This is a genomic window from Streptomyces sp. NPDC005576 (assembly GCF_042871745.1).
Taxonomy (GTDB): domain Bacteria; phylum Actinomycetota; class Actinomycetes; order Streptomycetales; family Streptomycetaceae; genus Streptomyces.
Map to the genome: position 1 here is coordinate 96,812 of NZ_JBIAJC010000018.1, position 17,642 is coordinate 114,453.

Sequence of the window (17,642 nt, forward strand, 5' to 3'; positions counted from 1 at the left end):
TTGCCGGAAGGAAGGGAGCAACATGGCCGAGCGCAACAGACGGACCGTGCGTGACCTGCGAAGGGGCAATCGGGCAAGGGTATTGCAACGGTTGTATTTCGACGGCCCCCTGAGCCGCCAGGAGCTCGCCCCGGCGACCGGGCTGAGTTCGGGTTCCATCAGCAACGTCGTCGCCGAACTCGTCGCGGAGGGGGTCCTCGAAGAGGCGGGGGTCGTCGACTCGGACGGCGGCCGGCCGCGCACCCTCCTCAGGGTGGCCCCGGGCGGCGGTCTACTGATCGGGATCGACATCGGTGAAACCCGGGTGCGCGTCGAGCTGTTCGACCTCGCGCTCACCGAACTCGCCCGTACTGAGCGGCCGTTGGCGCAGCACGGATACGACGTCGAGCGCATCGTGGGCCATGTACGGGCCGCGGTCGCGGACGTGCTCGCCGACGCGGGCGCCGACGCGCACCGGCTGCTCGGCATCGGCATCGGCGTACCCGGCATCATCGAACGCCCGCCCCCCTCGGGGGGCGACGGTCCCGACGGGGAGGGGGCCGTCGTGCACGGGCAGACGATCGGCTGGCGCGCCGTCCCCTTCGAGCGGCTGCTGCGCGAGGCCGTCGACCTCCCGGCCGAGGTCCCGTTCTTCATCGACAACGGTGCCAAGACGCTCGGGCAGGCCGAGATGTGGTTCGGCGGCGGACGCGGCGCGGACGCCGCCGCCATCGCCCTCATCGGCTCCGGCGTCGGCGCCTGCGTGAACCGTGGCGGCGTCCTCGACGAGAACCGCACCAGCGTCCCGCTCGAATGGGGCCACACCACCGTCCAGTTGAGGGGCCGCCGGTGCCGTTGCGGCTCCATCGGCTGCCTGGAGGCGTACGCCGGCGGCGAGGCGATGCGCGAACGCTGGTACGAGGCCGGCGGCCCCCTCCCCGAGGACACCGACGACGAAGCGGCGCTCGCGGCCCTCCTCGCCGCCGCCTACCCGCCCCCGGGCGGCCCCGACCCCGACCCCGTTGCCGTCGCCCTGCTCGACGAGACCGCCGAATGCCTGGGCGCCGCGTTGGCGGACCTCGTCAACCTCTTCCTGCCCCAGCGCATCCTGCTCGGCGGATGGGCGGGGCTGCTGATCGGCCCCCATCTGCTTCCCGCGATCCGCCGGTACGCCGACGAGTACGCGCTCCGCCACGCGGCCGCCCGCGTCACCATCGAGATGGGCCGACTCGGTCCGGACGCGGTCACCGTGGGCGCGGCCACCCTGCCGCTCTCCGATTTCCTCGCCCGCGGCGGCAGTCGCCCCGCCCCGTCACCCGCCCCCGACGCTGCGGCCGGTCCCGCCCGTAGCCCGGCGGACGCGGTACGCGCCAGGGCGGTGGTCGCCGAAGGCGTGTGACGCGGAGGGGCGTCGGTCTTTTCCCGGCCGGTCCTGAGCGGTGACCGGGGCGCGGGGCGGACGAGGGGGGCCGGGGATCGAAGAGTGCTCGGCAGGCTCGCGACGCGCCGGTCCCGCTGGGGAGCCGAGCGCCGCTGTGGCGGGCCGGCCGACGCACGGCTCATGCACCCCGGAGAAAACCCGGTCCACCGCCCGGGAAATTCACCGACCGTGGATTCACGGCCACCGGGCAGGAGCTCCACAGCTCCACCCCGGCCGCGATCAGCTCCACCACCGCACGAAGTTCGTCGGTGGTCCACGTGGCGCACTCGCCGCCGAACAGCTTCTCGTAGGCGCTGTCGTGGACCACTCCCTGCTCCGGCAGCCGGCCGGACGCGTCGAGGCCGCGGGCCAGATCCTCGGAGAAGTTCCACGTGTCCAGCACCGCACCGGGCGGGACCTTCCGGCGCACCGGATCCGCCAGCCAGTGCTGGACCCGGAAGAGCTCCAGCGTGGCGGCGTCCGAAACGGCCGGCCGCCCCCGCCGGCTCGCGTAGAGCCGTGCCTGCCGCACCGTCACGAACACAGGCACGCGCGGGTGGCCGCTCTCCGTGAGGGCGTACACCCGATCGGGCTCGTCGGCCTGCCCGCCGATCCACAGGACCACCGCACTGCGGTCGTGCCCGCGAACCCGGTACGTGTGAGGACGCCCATCTCCCGGGAAGGAGTCGTTCTTCCGCCCCACCGTCTCGACCACCGTCATGCCCCCACAGTGGCACGACCCGCGGATTCCGTCGTGCCACTTCTCCGGCCGCCGCGTCCGGGCCGAGGTGCGGTCGTGCGCGGCGATGGCCGCAGGATCCGACGGCAGGACCGTCCCACGCGTGGCGCAGACGACTCGATGTCATGCTTCCAGCCATGCCCGCTTCCCGTAGAAGACTGCCCCGCCACCGCGCTTGGCCGCTGACCACCACCGACATCGGCGAGTGCCTCGGCCCGTACACGGACCGCGTCACCGACTTGCGGTTCCTCACCGGGCACGACAGCGGGACCATCGTCCTGGGGGCGGAGTGGATCGCCCCGGCCCCCTGGAACTACGGACGCGGGACGCACCCGGACATGGTCGGTTTCCGCGTGGACGTCCACCCCGTCGACACCAGCGGGCGTGCCGCCACCCGCACCCTCCTGCGTGCGCAGGCCCTGCCCCAGCTCCACGCGTGGATCACGCGGGCGATCGCCGCCGACGAGACCTGGCAACTGACGCCGCACCGGCACCTCTGGCGGCTCACGGACGGTCGGCTCACCCATCGTGACGAGCGGTGACGGTACGTGGTGCGGGAGCGTTCACCGTTGCCTCGCGGTGGACCTGTGCCCGGGGCACAGGACTCGGCCGACTGCCATCGGTGAGCGGTTCGGTGCGCCGCACGGACCGGACCAACCCCGGAGACGCCGGAGTCTCCACGCCGCGCGGGTGGGGGAGTCCCGCCTGTCCGGCGTGCGGACGGCGCTAGTTTTGCAACACGCTCCCAGGCCGCGGCCCTCAACTCCGGCACCGCGGCACGCACGACGGCGGACACGGCCGATTCGGGAGTGACGACGCAACCGATCGTGCGGGACGGCCGGTCGGATCCGAGGCCGAAGACCGCGACCGACTCCGGCGCTCCGGTCAGGGACAGTGTGGGCATGATCGCCATGCCGTGGCCTCCGGCCACCAGGGCGAGGACCGCTCCGTGGACAGAACCCCTGTGCCTCGACGGTCGCCTCCGGGATCCAGTCCTGCGCCGCACACCGGTCGCGGGTGTACGAGCCGCAGTTCTCGGCCCAGTCCATCAACGGAAGGGAACGCGGGGCAGCATGGCCCGCGGCGTGCACCAAGGCGCACGGTTCCTCGAAGAGCCGGCTCCCGACCAGACCGGTCGGGAGGGGTGCCGAGCCGTCCAGCGTGAACTCCGGCCGGCCGCCCGGAGTTCACGCCACGGCACGACGGCCCGACCCGAAACCAGTGGGAGTCCGTCGTCCTCTGCCGACCCTCCTCGGCCGACCTTCCTCGGCCGACCGGTACCGATTGACGTTCGCGGCCCTCGTCGGGCACCCCGGGAGGGCGTTCCGGGCCGTGGCCCCGGCGCCGGGGGAGATGCCGGATGGGTCGTGCACTTGTCACGAGCCCTTGTGCGCACCTAGGTTGACGCCTGAACTCTGTCCAACTGCCAGCGGGGGAGCCTCATCATGGCCGCGAACGGACGGCACCGCAGATACCAGCCGAGTCGGATCAACCGGGCGTCGCTCACGGTGACGGCGGGCGGTGCGGGGATAGCCCTGCCGCTGATCACGGTGGGCACGGCGCACGCCGCGTCCGTGGACACGTGGGAGAAGGTCGCCGCCTGCGAGTCGACGAGCAACTGGCACATCAACAGCGGCAACGGCTATTACGGCGGGCTTCAGTTCAGCGGGTCCACGTGGGCCGCGTACGGGGGCACCGCCTTCGCCGGGCGTGCGGATCTCGCGACCGAGGGCCAGCAGATCGCGATCGGCGAGAAGGTCCTCGAGGGCCAGGGACCCGGCGCCTGGCCGGTCTGCTCCGGGCAGGCCGGGCTGACCCGCGACGACGCGGACTCCGGGACGGTCGCGCAGACCGGGGGGTCCCGCCCCGCGGCGTCACCGGTCAAGGCCGCGCAGGGACCCGAGCGCACCGCGGGGAAGACGCCGGCCGCCACACCGGGGCAGACATCGAAGAAGACCTCCGCCGCGACCCCCACCACGGTGCCGGGCAAGCGCGAGGCGTACACCGTGGCGAGCGGCGACTCGCTCTCCGCCATCGCCGCCGCCGAACGGCTCCAGGGCGGCTGGCAGCGGCTCTACAGCGACAACCGCTCGGTCATAGGCGAGAACCCCGACCTCATCCTCCCCGGCCAGCGACTCGACCTCGCCCCCGCCCGAACGGGGTCCGGCAACTCTGCCGGAACGTCGAAGGCGTCGGCCCGGCCGGACACCAAGCCCGCCGCCGGCAAGCCCGCCACCCCCAAGCCCGCCACCCCCAAGCCGACCGCCACCAGACACACCGCCAAGCCCGCCGAGGCGAAGCCGGCGGCCAAGTCCGCCCCCGCCAAGCAGTCGGCGAAGGCCGCCGCCATGGTCGCCCCCGTCGAGGCGTCCACCGGAACCGCGTACCACCAGGCCGGCTCCTGGGCCAGCGGCTACCACACCGGCGTCGACTTCCCGGTAGCCACCGGCACCTCGGTGAAGTCGGTGGCCAAGGGCACCGTCGTCTCCGCGGGCTGGGCCGGCGCGTACGGCTATGAGATCGTCATCCGCCACGGCGACGGCAAGTACAGCCAGTACGCCCACCTGTCCGCCCTCAACGTCCGTGCCGGACAGTCGGTCTCCGCCGGCCAGCGCATCGCCCGGTCCGGCTCGACCGGCAACGCCACCGGCCCGCACCTGCACTTCGAGATCCGGACCGGACCCGCCTACGGCTCCGACGTGAACCCCCTCAGCTACCTGAGGGCCGGCGGGGTCAAGGTCTGAGCCAGGGAGCGGCGGACGCCGGCCGGCCCACCGCCCGGGAGCCGGACCGCGTCCGCTCGGCCCTGCCGGGCCCGCGGGCCGGCGGCTCGGGTTCCTCGGCCCGCTCCGGCAACGCCACCTGGCTCTCACCGCCCTGACGCCGTCCGCCCTGCCGCGGACCGGGCGGCCTACGCCTCGTCGCGCCAGAATCCGTCCCGTCAGCCCGGTCAGTGCCGTCCGCCCCGTCGGCGCCGTCGGAGGGGGGCCCGTCCTGCCCCTCGGCCGCCACCCGCTCGGTCGTCAGCAGGACCAGCCCGGCCGCGGCCAGCGCGCCGCTCGCCAGCGCCAGCAGGGTGCCCACCAGCCCGAAGCGGAAGTGCTCCCCGAAGAGTGTGAGTCCGACCACTGCGGCCACCACCGGGTTCACCACCGTCACCGTGGCCAGCGGTGCGGCCAGCCCCGCGCCCCGGTACGCCGCCTGGGACAGCAGGAGTCCCGCGGCGGCGAACACCGCGATCACCAGCAGCGACGGGAGCCCCGCCCCGAGCGCGCCCGACGTCCACTCGACGGCGACCGTCTTGGTGAACACCGAGGCCATCCCGAACGCCACCCCCGCGCCGGTCGCCAGCACCACACTGCGCATCATCGGCCGCTGGGCCCCCAGACCCTGGCCCGCGAGGAAGAGGGCCGCGACCGCGCCGAAGGTCGCGGTCGCCAGCAGCAACCGGTCCGCACCGCCCAGCGCGTGCGATTCGGCGCTCCCGGTGAGCGCCAGCAACCCGGCGAGCCCCACCGTCGCCATGACGGCCCCGCGCCACGCCGTACGCCCCGCCGACCGCCCGACGAAGAGCGCGGCCATCGGCAGCGCGAAGACGATCGTCAGCGCCCCGAGCGGCTGGACGAGGCTCAGCGGGCCGTACGCCAGCGCCACCACGTGCAGCAGCGCCCCCGCCCCGTTGAGCCCCACCGCCGCCCACCAGGCGGTATCGCGCAGCGGCGGGTACGAGCGCCCGTCCCCGCCGGAAGCCACCCGCTCCTGCACGATCGCCCCGGCCGCGTAGGCGACCGCGGAGATCAGGGACAGCAGCACCGAAAGCGCGAGGGAACTCATGTGACCACGATGTCCTCCGAAAGCGGCCGGGTCGTCGTCCCAGAGGGGGCGATCCGGCGTACTGCCTCCGTAGTACGGGCAGGTGTGCGACGTCCTTCCTTCGACGGTAGACCCCCTGGCCGAGGACCGCCGGAGGAGTGCCGCACCGCCACCCGCCGTACCCGCAAAGTGACGGCGTCGCCCCCTGACACGTGACGGGGTCTTTCGCGTTCGCCCCGGGTGAGTGACCATCAAGGCATGAGGGTCGGACTGCTCACTCGCGAGTATCCCCCCGGCGTGTACGGCGGCGCCGGTGTGCATGTGGAGTTCCTGGCGCGCGAACTGCGGCCACTGGTCGATCTCGCCGTGCACGCGTGGGGCGAACCAGACGGCCGGGAGGACGGCGTGCACTGGCACACCCCGGCGCTCCCGCCCGAGGCCAACGACGCGCTGCGGGCGTTCTCGGTGGACCTGTCGATGGCCGCCGCCCTCGGCGACCGTGACCTGGTCCACTCGCACACCTGGTACACCAACCTCGCCGGCCACCTCGCCAAGCTCCAGCACGGCGTCCCGCACGTGGTCACCTGCCACTCGCTGGAGCCGCTGCGCCCCTGGAAGGCCGAGCAGCTCGGCGGCGGATACGCCCTCTCCGGGTGGGCCGAGCGCACCGCCCTCGCCTCCGCCGATGCGGTCGTCGCGGTGTCGCACGGGATGCGCGCGGACATCCTCGCCTGTTACCCCGAGCTCGACGCGGCCAGGGTGCGGGTCATCCACAACGGCATCGACACCCGTCTCTACGCCCCCGACCCCGGCACGGACGCCCTGCTCCGTCTCGGCATCGACCCGGACCGGCCGTACGTCCTGTTCGTCGGACGCATCACCCGCCAGAAGGGCGTCCCGCACCTGCTGCGCGCGGCACGCCTCCTGGAGCCGGGAACGCAGGTGGTGTTGTGCGCGGGAGCGGCCGACACCCCTGAACTCGCCGAGGAGTTCCGTCTCGCGTACGACGAACTGAGCGCCGGCCGCAAGGGAGTGCACTGGATCCCGGAGATGCTGGACCGCCCTGACGTCGTCCAACTCCTCACCCACGCAGCGGTGTTCGTCTGCCCATCGGTGTACGAGCCGCTCGGCATCGTCAACCTGGAGGCGATGGCCTGCGGTACCCCTGTGGTCGCCTCCGCCGTCGGCGGTATCCCCGAGGTGGTGGAAGACGGGCATACGGGGGTACTCGTTCCCTACGACGAGAAGGAGTCCGATCTCTTCGAACTCCGGCTCGCCGAAGCGCTGAACGCGGTGGTCGGCGACCCGGCCGGTGCCCGGAGGATGGGCGCGGCCGGACGGCGGCGCGCCGTCGGGGAGTTCGGGTGGGACCGGGTGGCCGGCCGTACCGCGGAGCTGTACCGGGAGTTCAGCGCGACGAACGAGTGACTTACCACCCGGCGGGAGCGACAGCGACCGGCGGAAGCGACCGGACGGATTCGGCCGGACGGATGTGACCGGACAAAGGGGCGGCGATGCGCGGTGGACCTTCGGTGCTCGGAATCGTACTCGCGGGAGGGGAGGGCAAGCGGCTGATGCCGCTCACCGCCGACCGGGCCAAACCGGCGGTGACGTTCGGCGGCACGTACCGGCTGGTCGACTTCGTACTCTCCAGCCTGGTCAACGCGGACGTGCTGCGCATCTGCGTACTGACGCAGTACAAGTCTCACTCGCTGGACCGGCACGTCTCCACGACGTGGCGGATGTCCAGCCTGCTGGGCAACTACGTCACACCGGTGCCCGCGCAGCAACGGCTCGGTCCGCGCTGGTACTTGGGGAGCGCCGACGCCATACTCCAGTCGCTCAACCTGGTGCACGACGAACAGCCCGACTACGTGGCCGTGTTCGGCGCCGACCACGTCTACCGCATGGACCCGCGACAGATGCTGGCCCGGCACATCGACAACGGGGCGGGCGTCACCGTCGCCGGGATCAAGGTGCCGCGCGCCGAGGCGTCCGCGTTCGGGATCATCACGCCCGGCAGTGACGGCACCCAGGTCGACAGATTCCTGGAGAAGCCCACCGACCCGCCCGGTCTGCCGGGCGACCCCGACCGGGTCTTCGCCTCCATGGGCAACTACCTCTTCACCACGAAGGTCCTGGTGGACGCGTTGCACCGGGACGCCGAGGATCCGCACTCGGTGCACGACATGGGCGGTTCGATCCTGCCGATGCTCACCGCGCGCGGCCAGGCCCAGGTCTACGACTTCGACGAGAACCACGTGCCCGGCGAGACGTCCGTACAACACGGCTACTGGCGCGACGTGGGCACCCTCGACGCCTACTACGACGCCCACATGGACCTGCTCTCCGACCGGCCCGCCTTCAGCCTGGACAACCGCCGCTGGCCCATCTACACCCACGCCGGTCCGCTGCCGCCCGCGAGGATCGTGGCCGGGGGGATCGCGAGCGAGTCGGTCATCAGCCCCGGCTGCGTGATCCGCGGCCAGGTGTCCCGGTCGGTCCTCTCACCCGGCGTCGTCGTCGCCGAGGGGGCCGTCGTCCAGGGGGCGGTGCTGCACGACAACGTGCGGGTGGGGCGCGGGGCCATCGTGCGGGGGGCGATCCTCGACAAGAACGTCGACGTGCCCCCGGGGGCGGCGATCGGCGTCAATCCCGAGCGGGACCGGGAGTTCTACACGGTCTCCGGCAACGGTGTCATCGCCCTGGGCAAGGGCCAGCAGGTGCGCTGAGGGGCCGCCGCCCGGTGCGTCCGGGCCGGCTCTCCGGCGGCCCATGGGCCGAGGCCGTCACCGGCCGAGGTTCAGGAGCCGAGCAGGAACTCGGCCCGGATGCGCTTGCCCACCGGGACGGCCTCCGCCGTCACCCGGTCGCAGAGCGCCACCACGATCTCCATCCCGTGGCCGCCGAGCCGCGAGGGGTCGGGGGAGTACAGCACGGGGAGCGCGGTGCTGCTGTCGTAGACCGTGACGCTCACGCGCTCAGCGGTGCCCTCCAGTTCCAGGAGGTACGGGCCGTGGCTGTAGCGGTCCGCGTTGGTGACCAGCTCACTCACCGTCAGCATCAGATCGCTGCGGGTGTTGACCCCCAGCGGGGCGAACCACTCGGCGGCGAGCTGGGTGAGGAACCGGTCCGCCAAGGCGCGCGCCTGCGCGATGCACCCGGGCTCACCGTCGAAAACCTCCGCCGTGAGCAGTACGCCGGTGGAGGGGATGCCCGGTCCGGGTACGTCGGGCAGCGAGGCGCCCTGTTCGTTCATGTGCTCCAGCCAAGGCCCGGCAGGGGAGGTGAGTGTCTTTGTCACGGAAGCCGTCTACCCGGGCCGGGGTATCCCACTCCTGGTGAATCCCGTAAAAAACCGGACCGGGTTCACTTGCGTCCGGGAAGCCGCACCACCGTCACGAAGAAGTCGTCGATCTGCCGGACCGCCGCGATGAACTGGTCCAGATCGACCGGCTTGGTGACGTAGGCGTTGGCGTGCAGTTTGTAACTGCGCAGGATGTCCTCCTCGGCGGAGGACGTCGTCAGCACCACCACCGGGATGGTGGCCAGCTCCGCGTCGCTCTTGATCTCCTCCAGCACCTGGCGGCCGTCGTACTTCGGCAGATTCAGGTCCAGCAGGATCAGATCCGGCCGGGGCGCCTCCGCGTAGGGGCCACGCCGGTAGAGGAAGTCCAGCGCCTCCTGCCCGTCGCGCACCACGTGCAGGGTGTTGCGGATCTTGTTGTCCTCGAACGCTTCGCGCGTCATGAGCTCGTCGCCGGGGTCGTCCTCCACCAGGAGGACTTCGATGGGTTCTACGGAACTGGTCACGTGGCATCTCCCGACGGGGCGGCGAGCAGGGCGGGAGCGAGGAGCTCCGCCGTGGTGTGCGTAGGGGCATCAGGACTGACGGGCAGGGTGAAGTGGATCAGCGTACCCTCACCCGGCTCGGGGTCCAGCCAGATCCGGCCGCCGTGGAACTCGATGATCTTGCGGCAGAGCGAGAGCCCGATGCCGGTTCCGTCGTAGGCGTCCCTGGCGTGCAACCGCTGGAAGATGACGAACACCTTGTCCGCGAACTCGGGCGCGATGCCGATGCCGTTGTCCGCCACCGTGAAGTGCCACACCTCGTCCTCACGCAGACACCCCACCGTGATCCGGCACGGCACGTCCTCGCGACGGAACTTCACCGCGTTGCCGATCAGGTTCTGCCACACCATCGCCAGCGTCGTGGAGTCGCCCAGGATTTCGGGAAGGGCCTCCTCCCGGACGATCTCCGCGCCCGCGTCCTCGATCGCCAGCGTCAGATTGGCGAGGGCGCGGTCGAGCCCGCGCTCCATGTCGACCTGCTGCCAGCTCTCGTGCACCCGGCCCACCCGCGAGAACGTGAGCAGGTCGTTGATGAGGACCTGCATCCGCTTGGCGCCGTCCACGGCGAAGTCGATGTACTGCTTTCCGCGCGCGTCCAGCTCGTTCCCGTACCGCTTCTCCAGCAGCTGGCAGAACGACGCCACCTTGCGCAGCGGCTCCTGGAGGTCGTGCGAGGCGACGTAGGCGAACTGCTCCAGCTCCGCGTTGGAGCGCCGCAGCTCCTCCGTCTGCTCGGCGAGCAGTGTCTCCCGGTTCCTGGACTCGGCGAGTTCGTCCACCAGACGGGATCGCATGGACTCGACGGCCGTGGCCACCGACCGCACGTCCGACGGGCCGCGTACGTCGATCTTCCCCTCGTACGCCCCCGACCTGACCTCGTCCGAAGCGGCCCGCAGCCGGTTCAGCGGCCTGCCGACCACCCGGTGGAAGAGCAGGCTCAGGGCGATCACGGAGGCGAGGAAGCCCGCGATCAGCGCGAGGAGCACCCGGTCACGGGTCGCGCGGGCGTCGTCCAACTGCTCACGGACACGGTCCCGGGCCTGGTCCAGGTGGGTCTGCTGGGCGCCGTAGAGGTCCCGCAGCGCGTCGAACTCCGCCTTGCTCCGGAGCAGCGGCGCCGACGCCTCCCCGGTGGGGCCGCTGGCCCGCACCGCCGCGATCAGCGGCTCGGCCTGCGTGGTGCGCCACTCCTCGGCCGCCACCGCAATCCGGTCCAGGTCACCGGCGTAGGGCTGCTCGGACCCGGTCAGCCCGCGCACCTGGGACAGCCGCTTCTTCTCGTCGCGCTGCCCCTGTCGGTACGGTTCGAGGAAGGAGTCGTCGCCGGTGAGCACGAAGCCCCGCACACCGGTTTCCTGGTTGAGCAGCGCGTTCTGCAGCTGGAAGGAGGCGGAACGCGCCGGCTGGACCCGGTCGACCAGGTCCGTCGTCCGCGCGGACATGTCGTTGAGGACGACCGCGCCGATCACCAGACACGTGACGACCACGACGACGAATCCACCCAGGATGAGGTGGACCCAGCTCTGCACGGACAGCCGTGAGGCACCTCCACCGCGCAGGGGCTTCCCCTTGGGGTCAGCCATCGTTTCCCACCTTTCCCCAGCTCAGATGCAGTACGGCCACGTCGTCCGCGAGACCCCCGAAGGGCGCGGCTCCGGCCGTGGCCCCCGCCACGAGGGCGTCGATGAACGGTCTGGCCGCCAGCGACGAGGAGCCCTGCGCCATCGCGAGGAGCCCTTCCTCGCCGAGGCGGCTGTCGGGGCCCGTACGCCCCTCGAAGAGACCGTCCGTGAAGAGCACCAGACTGCTGTCCGGGCCGAGCACCAGTTCGCTCTCCGACCAGTGCCGCGCCCCGGGCAGCAGCCCGAGCGCCATACCGGTCTCGGGCTCCACCCAGGAGACCTTGTCGCCCTCGCGCAGCAGCAGTCCGGGGTGACCGGCGCGCACGATGCCCACCCGCGTCCCGTCAGGCGGGAAGGTGAGCGTGGTGACCGTGGCGAAGAGGTGCGGGTCGGAGCGCTCCGCCACCAGGATCTCTTCCAGAAGGTTCGTCTGGTCGAGCGGGCTGGTCCCGCAGAGCACCGCGGTACGCCAGGCGACCCGGAGACACACGCCGAGCGCGGCCTCGGCGGCACCGTGGCCGGACACGTCACCTATGACCGCGTGGACCGTGCCGTCCGGGGTCTGCACCACGTCGTAGAAGTCACCGCTCAGCAGCGCGTGGACCCGTCCCGGTTCGTAACGGGCCACCGCCTCGAAGCGGTCGTCCCGCAACAGGGGGACGGGCAGCAGCCCCCGTTCCAGACGTGCGTTCTCCCGGGCCATCTGCTGATTGGCCCTAAGTGCCGCCGCGGCGCGCTCCACCTGCTTGCGCTGGAGGGCGTACCGGATCGCACGGCCCAGCGCCTCCGGATCGAGCCGCCCCTTGGCCAGGTAGTCCTGGGCGCCGTTGGCCACCGCCGAGAGACCGGTACCGGCTTCCGTCAGTCCGGTCAGCACGACGATGGCCGCGTCACCCGACGCCTCCACGATCTGTGTCACGGCGTCGAGACCGTGCACGTCCGGAAGGTGCAGATCGAGCAACACACAGACGGGGGTGCGGCAGGTCCGCAGGAACTGTCGTGCCTCCGCCAGCGTCTTGCACCAGGTGAGCGAGGGGTCGAGATCGCTGTCGGACAGCATCTCCTCGACCAGGAGGGCGTCCCCGGCGTCGTCCTCCACCAGAAGGATCACCGCGTCCATGCCCCAAACGGAACCGTCGGCGGCCGGAACAGCCGTCGCCTGCTGAGCGGGAACCACGGCGGGTCCCGCCTGACGGACCGGCAAGCCCCTCGTGGGCAGCTCGGTCACTCTCCACCCCCTCGTCACAAAGGCGCGGGTTTCCCCACGCCGCGCCTGAAAGCATAAATGACCCACGCGCGACGCCGGAGCGCCGGGCGTGGGTCACGGGCAAGCACCGCCGGAGTACCTCCGGCGGGAATTTCTGACTACTCCTCGACGGACATTCCGGCCCGCAGCCGCGCCACGATCCGGCTCAGCAGCCGCGACACGTGCATCTGGGAAACGCCCAGCTCGGCACCGATCTGCGCCTGCGTCATCTCCTGCCCGAACCGCATCTGCACGATGCGGCGCTCGCGGTCGTCCAGCTGCTCCAGCAGCGGCGCGAGGGTGTGCAGGTTCTCGACCGTCTCCATGGCGGGGTCCCGCTCGCCCAGCATCTCGGCGTAGGCGCGCTGGTCCTGGCCGTCGTCGCTGTCGGAGGACGGGGTGTCGAGCGAGCCGGCGGAGTACCCGTTGGCGGCGACGAGCCCTTCGATGATCTCCTCTTCGGAGAGGTCGAGGTGGGCCGAGAGCTCCTTCACCGTGGGGTCACGGTCCAGCTGCGAGGAGAGCTGCTCCTTCGCCTTGGCCAGTTCGACCCGGAGCTCCTGGAGCCGGCGCGGCACGTGCACCGACCAGGTGGTGTCACGGAAGAACCGCTTGATCTCACCCACGATGTAGGGCACCGCGAACGTGGCGAACTCCACCTCGCGCGAGAGGTCGAACCGGTCGATCGCCTTGATCAGGCCGATCGTGCCGACCTGGATGATGTCCTCGGTGTCGTCCCCGCCCCGGTTGCGGAAGCGCGAAGCCGCGAACCGCACCAGTGAGAGATTCATCTCGATCAGGGTGTTGCGTGCGTACTGGTGCTCGCGGGTGCCTTCCTCCATCGTCTGGAGGCGGTCGAAGAAGATCTTCGACAGAGCCCGCGCGTCCTGCGGGGCCACCTTCCCGGCGTCCTCGATCCAGGGCAGCTCGCCCTGCTCGGCCCCCGTACCGACACCGGCAGTTGTCCGCGTTCCCGCCCGGTCGTGCCACGACGCCGTCGCGGCGTCGGCTCCGGTGGTTCGCATTGACATCGCCGTCATGGTGTCGCCCTCCCTGTTGCCGTAGCTGTCGGTCCGGCGTCTGCCCGGGGATCGAGGACTCATGCATGCCGATCCAAAAAAAGTTTTGCGGAGATCCCGTCGGCATCGCGAGGAGGCCGGCGAGTGGGCCGCGTCACGGCCCCGGACTCCGCCCGCGCCCGGCGCAGGCGGAGTCCTGTGCACCCGGATGGAGGAGGCGCGCGCGCATGGCAGACTTGACCGGGTGTTTGGGCCCGCGACGACCAGTGGCCCGCGGGTCAGGACGACAGAGGAAGCAGCATGACGGTGACAGAGGAAAGCCAGGGACTCGCGCCCGGGATCGAGGACTTCGGTCCCGGTATCGCTCCGGAACGGCTGGCCGTCTGCCTGAGCGTGCTGGACGAGCTCGACACGATCGACGTCGACCACCCGGACGCCATCAGGGTGCGACGGGCCACCGCCGGGATCTACCGGACCGTGAAGCAGCGCCGCCGCCAGGAGCGCCGCGCCGCGAAGACGGCCCACGACAAGTCGGTCACCGAGGCGACCGCCACCGGCTCCGCCGAGCGGATCGACGACGAGACGCAGGGCGTGCTGCCCTCCTCCTCGGCCACCGCGGAGATCGCGGGCATCCTCCAGCGGCCGCGTTCCTGTTACATCTGCAAGACCCGCTACACCGAGGTGGACGCCTTCTACCACCAGCTCTGCCAGGACTGCGCCCGGGAGAACCGGGCCCGGCGCGACGCCCGTACCGACCTGACGGGCCGCCGCGCGCTGCTCACCGGCGGCCGGGCGAAGATCGGCATGTACATCGCGCTGCGGCTGCTGCGCGACGGTGCGCACACCACGATCACGACCCGCTTCCCCAACGACGCGATCCGCCGCTTCAAGGCGATGCCGGACAGCGACGAGTGGATCCACCGGCTGAAGATCGTCGGCATCGACCTCCGCGACCCGGCCCAGGTCGTCGCGCTGGCCGACTCCGTCGCCGCCGAGGGGCCGCTGGACATCCTGATCAACAACGCGGCCCAGACGGTTCGCCGCTCCCCGGAGGCGTACAGCGAGCTGGTCGCCGCCGAGTCGGCGCCGCTCCCCGCGGGGGTGCTGCCCCCGGCGGAGGTCATCGGTACCTTCGGCAGCGGCAGCGTCGACCGGGTGGCCGCGCTGCCCGCCGCTCGCAAGGAGGGGCTGACCGCCGACGACGTCACGGGTCTGGCGCTGGTCACCGGGTCCGCCTCGCCGGAGCGCATCGCGGCCGGCACGGCCATCGACGCGGGCGGGCTCGTACCCGACCTGCACCACACCAACAGCTGGATCCAGACGGTGGAGGAGGTCGAGCCGATCGAACTCCTGGAAGTGCAGCTCTGCAACTCCACCGCGCCGTTCATCCTGATCAGCCGCCTGCGTCCGGCGATGGCAGCGGCCGCGGGCCGGGCCTACGTGGTGAACGTCTCCGCCATGGAGGGTGTCTTCGGCCGCGGCTACAAGGGAGCGGGACACCCGCACACCAACATGGCCAAGGCCGCGCTGAACATGCTGACGCGCACCAGCGCCCAGGAGATGTTCGAGAAGGACCGCATCCTGATGACGGCCGTGGACACCGGCTGGATCACCGACGAGCGCCCGCACCCGGACAAGATGCGCCTGGCCGAGGAGGGCTTCCACGCTCCCCTCGACCTGGTGGACGGCGCCGCCCGGGTCTACGACCCCATCGTGCGCGGCGAGGCGGGCGAGGAGCTCTACGGCTGCTTCCTCAAGGACTACGCCCCCGCCGGCTGGTGACGCACCGGGCGCCCGGAAGGACATCGGCGCCCGCAGGAGGACACAGGACGGCCGCGCCCCTGCCGGGGTGCGGCCGTCCCGTCTTCCCGGTGACCCCACCCGCCCCGGCCGTCCCAGGAACCTCCTGGGCTGCCCCGCTGAGCGGATATGTCTGGCCGAAAGTGACCCAAGGCACACGTTCCGTCGAGCGGGATGGCGCTCATTTGGTTACGCTGGGGCGAACGGACGACACCGAGGGATCCACAAACCTTCCTCGATCGTCCCGGGACAGGTCTGCAACCAGACCGTCGTCCCGCTCGTACCGGCGCCACCGCGACCGAATGCCCATGCCCTTGCCCCTGCCTGCGGCGGTCCCCGGTGGAGAAGCCGCGGTACCCCGACTGCCGGGGGTTGCGCGACGCGAAGGAGTGCGCGGTGACACCTGAACTGACGACCGACGAGAAGCGACCTGCCGAACGGACCGGCCCACGGACCCGTAGGCCCGAGAAGCTCCGGAACATCGAGGTCTGGGCCAGGTCGGCCCCCATCCGGCTGGCCGGATACGAGGACGACCTCGCCGAGCCGCACATCCTGCCCGGCATCGACTGACCTCCGGTCGCCCGCCGTGCGAGAGCCCGGCCCACCCCTCGGGTGGGACCGGGCTCTCGCACGTCCGGGGAGCTCACCCGGAGTCGTCCGGCGGCCGGAGCGGCACCGGACGGGCCACCGGCCGCATGAACTCCCGCACGTAGGTGCGGTGCCACCACCGGCCGGTGCTCCGCAGCTCGGCGGCGTCGGTGAAGCGGTACCGGTACACCGAGGCGCGCACCTGCGCCGGCGGCCCACTCGGGAAGGGGTTGTGGCCCAGCAGCCGCAGAGTGTCCCGGTCGCCGCGCAGCAGCCGCTCCGTGAGCGGGCCGAACCAGGAACGGGCGTACGCGGGAGAGAGTGCGGCGAACCACATCATCCAGTCGAGGCGCAGATGGTACGGGGCGAACTGGCGGGGAAGCCGCCCCGGGTCTCCGGGTTTCCCCCGGAAGCCGTACTCCCGCCAGCGCGTGCCCGGGTGGATCACCATGTCGTCCGTACCCTCGATGACGACTTCGAGCCGCACCCTGCTGATGCTGCCGAACGCGCCGTAGGTGTTGACCAGATGGAGCGGGTCGTAGGAGCGGTTCATCACCTGGTGGCGGGAGAGCAGATTGCGGGCCGGCCGGTAACCGAGCACCAGCAGAAGGACGGTGACCGCGCAGACCACGATCTCGTACCAGAGCGGGGCGTCGGGAAGGGGCCGGGAAGGGCCCGCGACCCGGGACCAGTCGACGGCCGACAGCGCGAGGGTGACCGTCAGCCAGTTCAGCCAGGCGAAGTTGCCGGAGAGGATCAGCCACAGCTGGGTGACGACCATGACGGCCGCCGCTCCGCTCGCCACCGGCTGAGGGGTGAAGAGGAGGAAAGGGACCAGGAGTTGGGTGACATGGTTGGCGGCGACCTCCACCCGGTGCACACGCGCCGGCAGATGGTGGAAGAACCAGCTGAGCGGACCCGGCATCGGCTGCGTCTCATGGTGGAAGTCCAGGCAGGTCAGCCGGCGCCAGCAGTCGTCCCCGCGCATCTTGATGAGCCCGGCCCCGAACTCGACCCGGAACAGCAGCCATCGGATCAGCCAGAGCACCAGGACCGGAGGCGCGGTCCCGTCGTTGCCGAGGAAGATCGCCAGAAAGCCGGTCTCCAGCAACAGCGACTCCCAGCCGAATCCGTACCAGACCTGGCCGACCTGCACGATCGAGAGGTACAGGACCCAGGGCAGCGCCCAGAGGAGCAGAGCACCCCACAGCGGCACCAGCCCGTCCGCTCCGGCCAGGAGCGCGGCGGAGACCGCGCAGCCCGACCACGCGACGGCCGCGAAGAAGCGGTCGGAGTAGTGGAGCCGGAAGAGGCCGGGGGCGGCGGTCCACTCGGTGCGCCGCAGCAGTTCGGGCACCGGCAGCATGCCCCGCTCGCCGATGAGCGCGCGGAACTGGAGGGCCGCGGTGAGGAACGCGGTGAGATAGACGGCGGCGAGAGCCCGCTGGAAGATCAGCCTGCTCAGCCCGTAGTTTTCCGCGGTGAACCAGTCCACCGGCGTCAGTATCGGTCAGTCCGGCCCGGCACCGCGTGACCGACGCGGCGCTCGAGAGGAGCTCGCCCG

The 17,642-nt window shown here is 71.4% G+C and carries 15 protein-coding genes and 1 pseudogene; 7 read left to right on the plus strand and 9 right to left on the minus strand.

Annotated features, from left to right (window positions below):
• The first annotated feature begins 22 nt into the window (after nucleotides 1–22).
• A complete protein-coding gene (locus ACFYPN_RS28295; protein ID WP_389302074.1) occupies nucleotides 23–1,378 on the plus strand; it encodes an ROK family transcriptional regulator in 1,356 nt (451 codons plus the stop codon).
• A 160-nt stretch (nucleotides 1,379–1,538) separates the two neighbouring features.
• On the opposite strand, the gene ACFYPN_RS28300 is transcribed toward ACFYPN_RS28295, so the two are convergent.
• The gene (locus ACFYPN_RS28300; RefSeq protein ID WP_389302077.1) at nucleotides 1,539–2,120 is read right to left on the minus strand and encodes a hypothetical protein; all 582 of its coding nucleotides are present in this window, start codon (nucleotides 2,118–2,120) and stop codon (nucleotides 1,539–1,541) included.
• A gap of 155 nt (nucleotides 2,121–2,275) precedes the next feature.
• On the opposite strand from ACFYPN_RS28300, the gene ACFYPN_RS28305 reads away from it, so the two are divergent.
• On the plus strand, nucleotides 2,276–2,680 hold the full coding sequence (locus ACFYPN_RS28305; RefSeq protein WP_358764628.1) for a hypothetical protein: 405 nt from the start codon (nucleotides 2,276–2,278) through the stop codon (nucleotides 2,678–2,680).
• Nucleotides 2,681–2,889: 209 nt separating this feature from the next.
• Here ACFYPN_RS28305 and ACFYPN_RS28310 read toward each other — a convergent pair.
• Nucleotides 2,890–3,301 (minus strand): annotated as a pseudogene (locus ACFYPN_RS28310) (LysR substrate-binding domain-containing protein); the annotation flags it as partial.
• Nucleotides 3,302–3,583: 282 nt separating this feature from the next.
• On the opposite strand from ACFYPN_RS28310, the gene ACFYPN_RS28315 reads away from it, so the two are divergent.
• Nucleotides 3,584–4,882, plus strand: a complete 1,299-nt coding sequence (locus ACFYPN_RS28315; RefSeq protein WP_389302080.1) for a peptidoglycan DD-metalloendopeptidase family protein — start codon at nucleotides 3,584–3,586, stop codon at nucleotides 4,880–4,882.
• Here ACFYPN_RS28315 and ACFYPN_RS28320 read toward each other — a convergent pair.
• Nucleotides 4,872–5,972: a DMT family transporter gene (locus tag ACFYPN_RS28320; protein WP_389302083.1), complete on the minus strand. Its 1,101-nt coding sequence runs from the start codon at nucleotides 5,970–5,972 to the stop codon at nucleotides 4,872–4,874. The two genes, ACFYPN_RS28315 and ACFYPN_RS28320, sit on opposite strands and share 11 nt — an antisense overlap.
• 237 nt (nucleotides 5,973–6,209) lie before the next feature.
• Here ACFYPN_RS28320 and glgA point away from each other — a divergent pair, with 237 nt between their 5' ends.
• Nucleotides 6,210–7,379 (plus strand): glycogen synthase, encoded by a 1,170-nt coding sequence (gene glgA, locus ACFYPN_RS28325; RefSeq protein WP_358764622.1) that lies wholly within the window; start codon nucleotides 6,210–6,212, stop codon nucleotides 7,377–7,379.
• 86 nt (nucleotides 7,380–7,465) lie between these two features.
• Nucleotides 7,466–8,683, plus strand: coding sequence for a glucose-1-phosphate adenylyltransferase (gene glgC / locus ACFYPN_RS28330; protein ID WP_358764621.1), 1,218 nt, complete (start codon nucleotides 7,466–7,468; stop codon nucleotides 8,681–8,683).
• Nucleotides 8,684–8,754: 71 nt separating this feature from the next.
• On the opposite strand, the gene ACFYPN_RS28335 is transcribed toward glgC, so the two are convergent.
• The 5 genes from ACFYPN_RS28335 to ACFYPN_RS28355 all read right to left on the minus strand — a co-directional run bounded on the left by ACFYPN_RS28335 (nucleotide 8,755) and on the right by ACFYPN_RS28355 (nucleotide 13,711).
• Complete coding sequence (locus ACFYPN_RS28335; protein WP_358764643.1) at nucleotides 8,755–9,210, minus strand: ATP-binding protein; 456 nt, start codon at nucleotides 9,208–9,210, stop codon at nucleotides 8,755–8,757.
• Between the two features lie 110 nt (nucleotides 9,211–9,320).
• Complete coding sequence (locus ACFYPN_RS28340; protein WP_358764619.1) at nucleotides 9,321–9,764, minus strand: response regulator; 444 nt, start codon at nucleotides 9,762–9,764, stop codon at nucleotides 9,321–9,323.
• Entirely contained in the window at nucleotides 9,761–11,386 is a 1,626-nt protein-coding gene (locus tag ACFYPN_RS28345; RefSeq protein ID WP_358764617.1) for a CHASE3 domain-containing protein, read from the minus strand. The genes ACFYPN_RS28340 and ACFYPN_RS28345 overlap by 4 nt, the downstream gene beginning before the upstream one ends.
• Nucleotides 11,379–12,602, minus strand: coding sequence for a SpoIIE family protein phosphatase (locus ACFYPN_RS28350; protein ID WP_358764642.1), 1,224 nt, complete (start codon nucleotides 12,600–12,602; stop codon nucleotides 11,379–11,381). Before ACFYPN_RS28350 ends, ACFYPN_RS28345 begins: the two co-directional genes overlap by 8 nt.
• Before the next feature lie 188 nt (nucleotides 12,603–12,790).
• A complete protein-coding gene (locus ACFYPN_RS28355) occupies nucleotides 12,791–13,711 on the minus strand; it encodes an RNA polymerase sigma factor SigF (protein WP_358764615.1) in 921 nt (306 codons plus the stop codon).
• Nucleotides 13,712–13,990: 279 nt separating this feature from the next.
• Here ACFYPN_RS28355 and ACFYPN_RS28360 point away from each other — a divergent pair, with 279 nt between their 5' ends.
• Nucleotides 13,991–15,472 carry an SDR family NAD(P)-dependent oxidoreductase gene (locus tag ACFYPN_RS28360; protein WP_389302088.1) on the plus strand — a complete coding sequence of 494 codons (1,482 nt, stop codon included), beginning with the start codon at nucleotides 13,991–13,993 and terminating at the stop codon, nucleotides 15,470–15,472.
• A 414-nt stretch (nucleotides 15,473–15,886) separates the two neighbouring features.
• On the plus strand, nucleotides 15,887–16,060 hold the full coding sequence (locus tag ACFYPN_RS28365; protein WP_358764611.1) for a hypothetical protein: 174 nt from the start codon (nucleotides 15,887–15,889) through the stop codon (nucleotides 16,058–16,060).
• Nucleotides 16,061–16,133: 73 nt separating this feature from the next.
• Here the strand turns inward: ACFYPN_RS28365 and ACFYPN_RS28370 are convergent, their stop codons facing one another.
• Nucleotides 16,134–17,573, minus strand: a complete 1,440-nt coding sequence (locus tag ACFYPN_RS28370) for a lipase maturation factor family protein (protein ID WP_389302091.1) — start codon at nucleotides 17,571–17,573, stop codon at nucleotides 16,134–16,136.
• Nucleotides 17,574–17,642 lie beyond the last annotated feature (69 nt).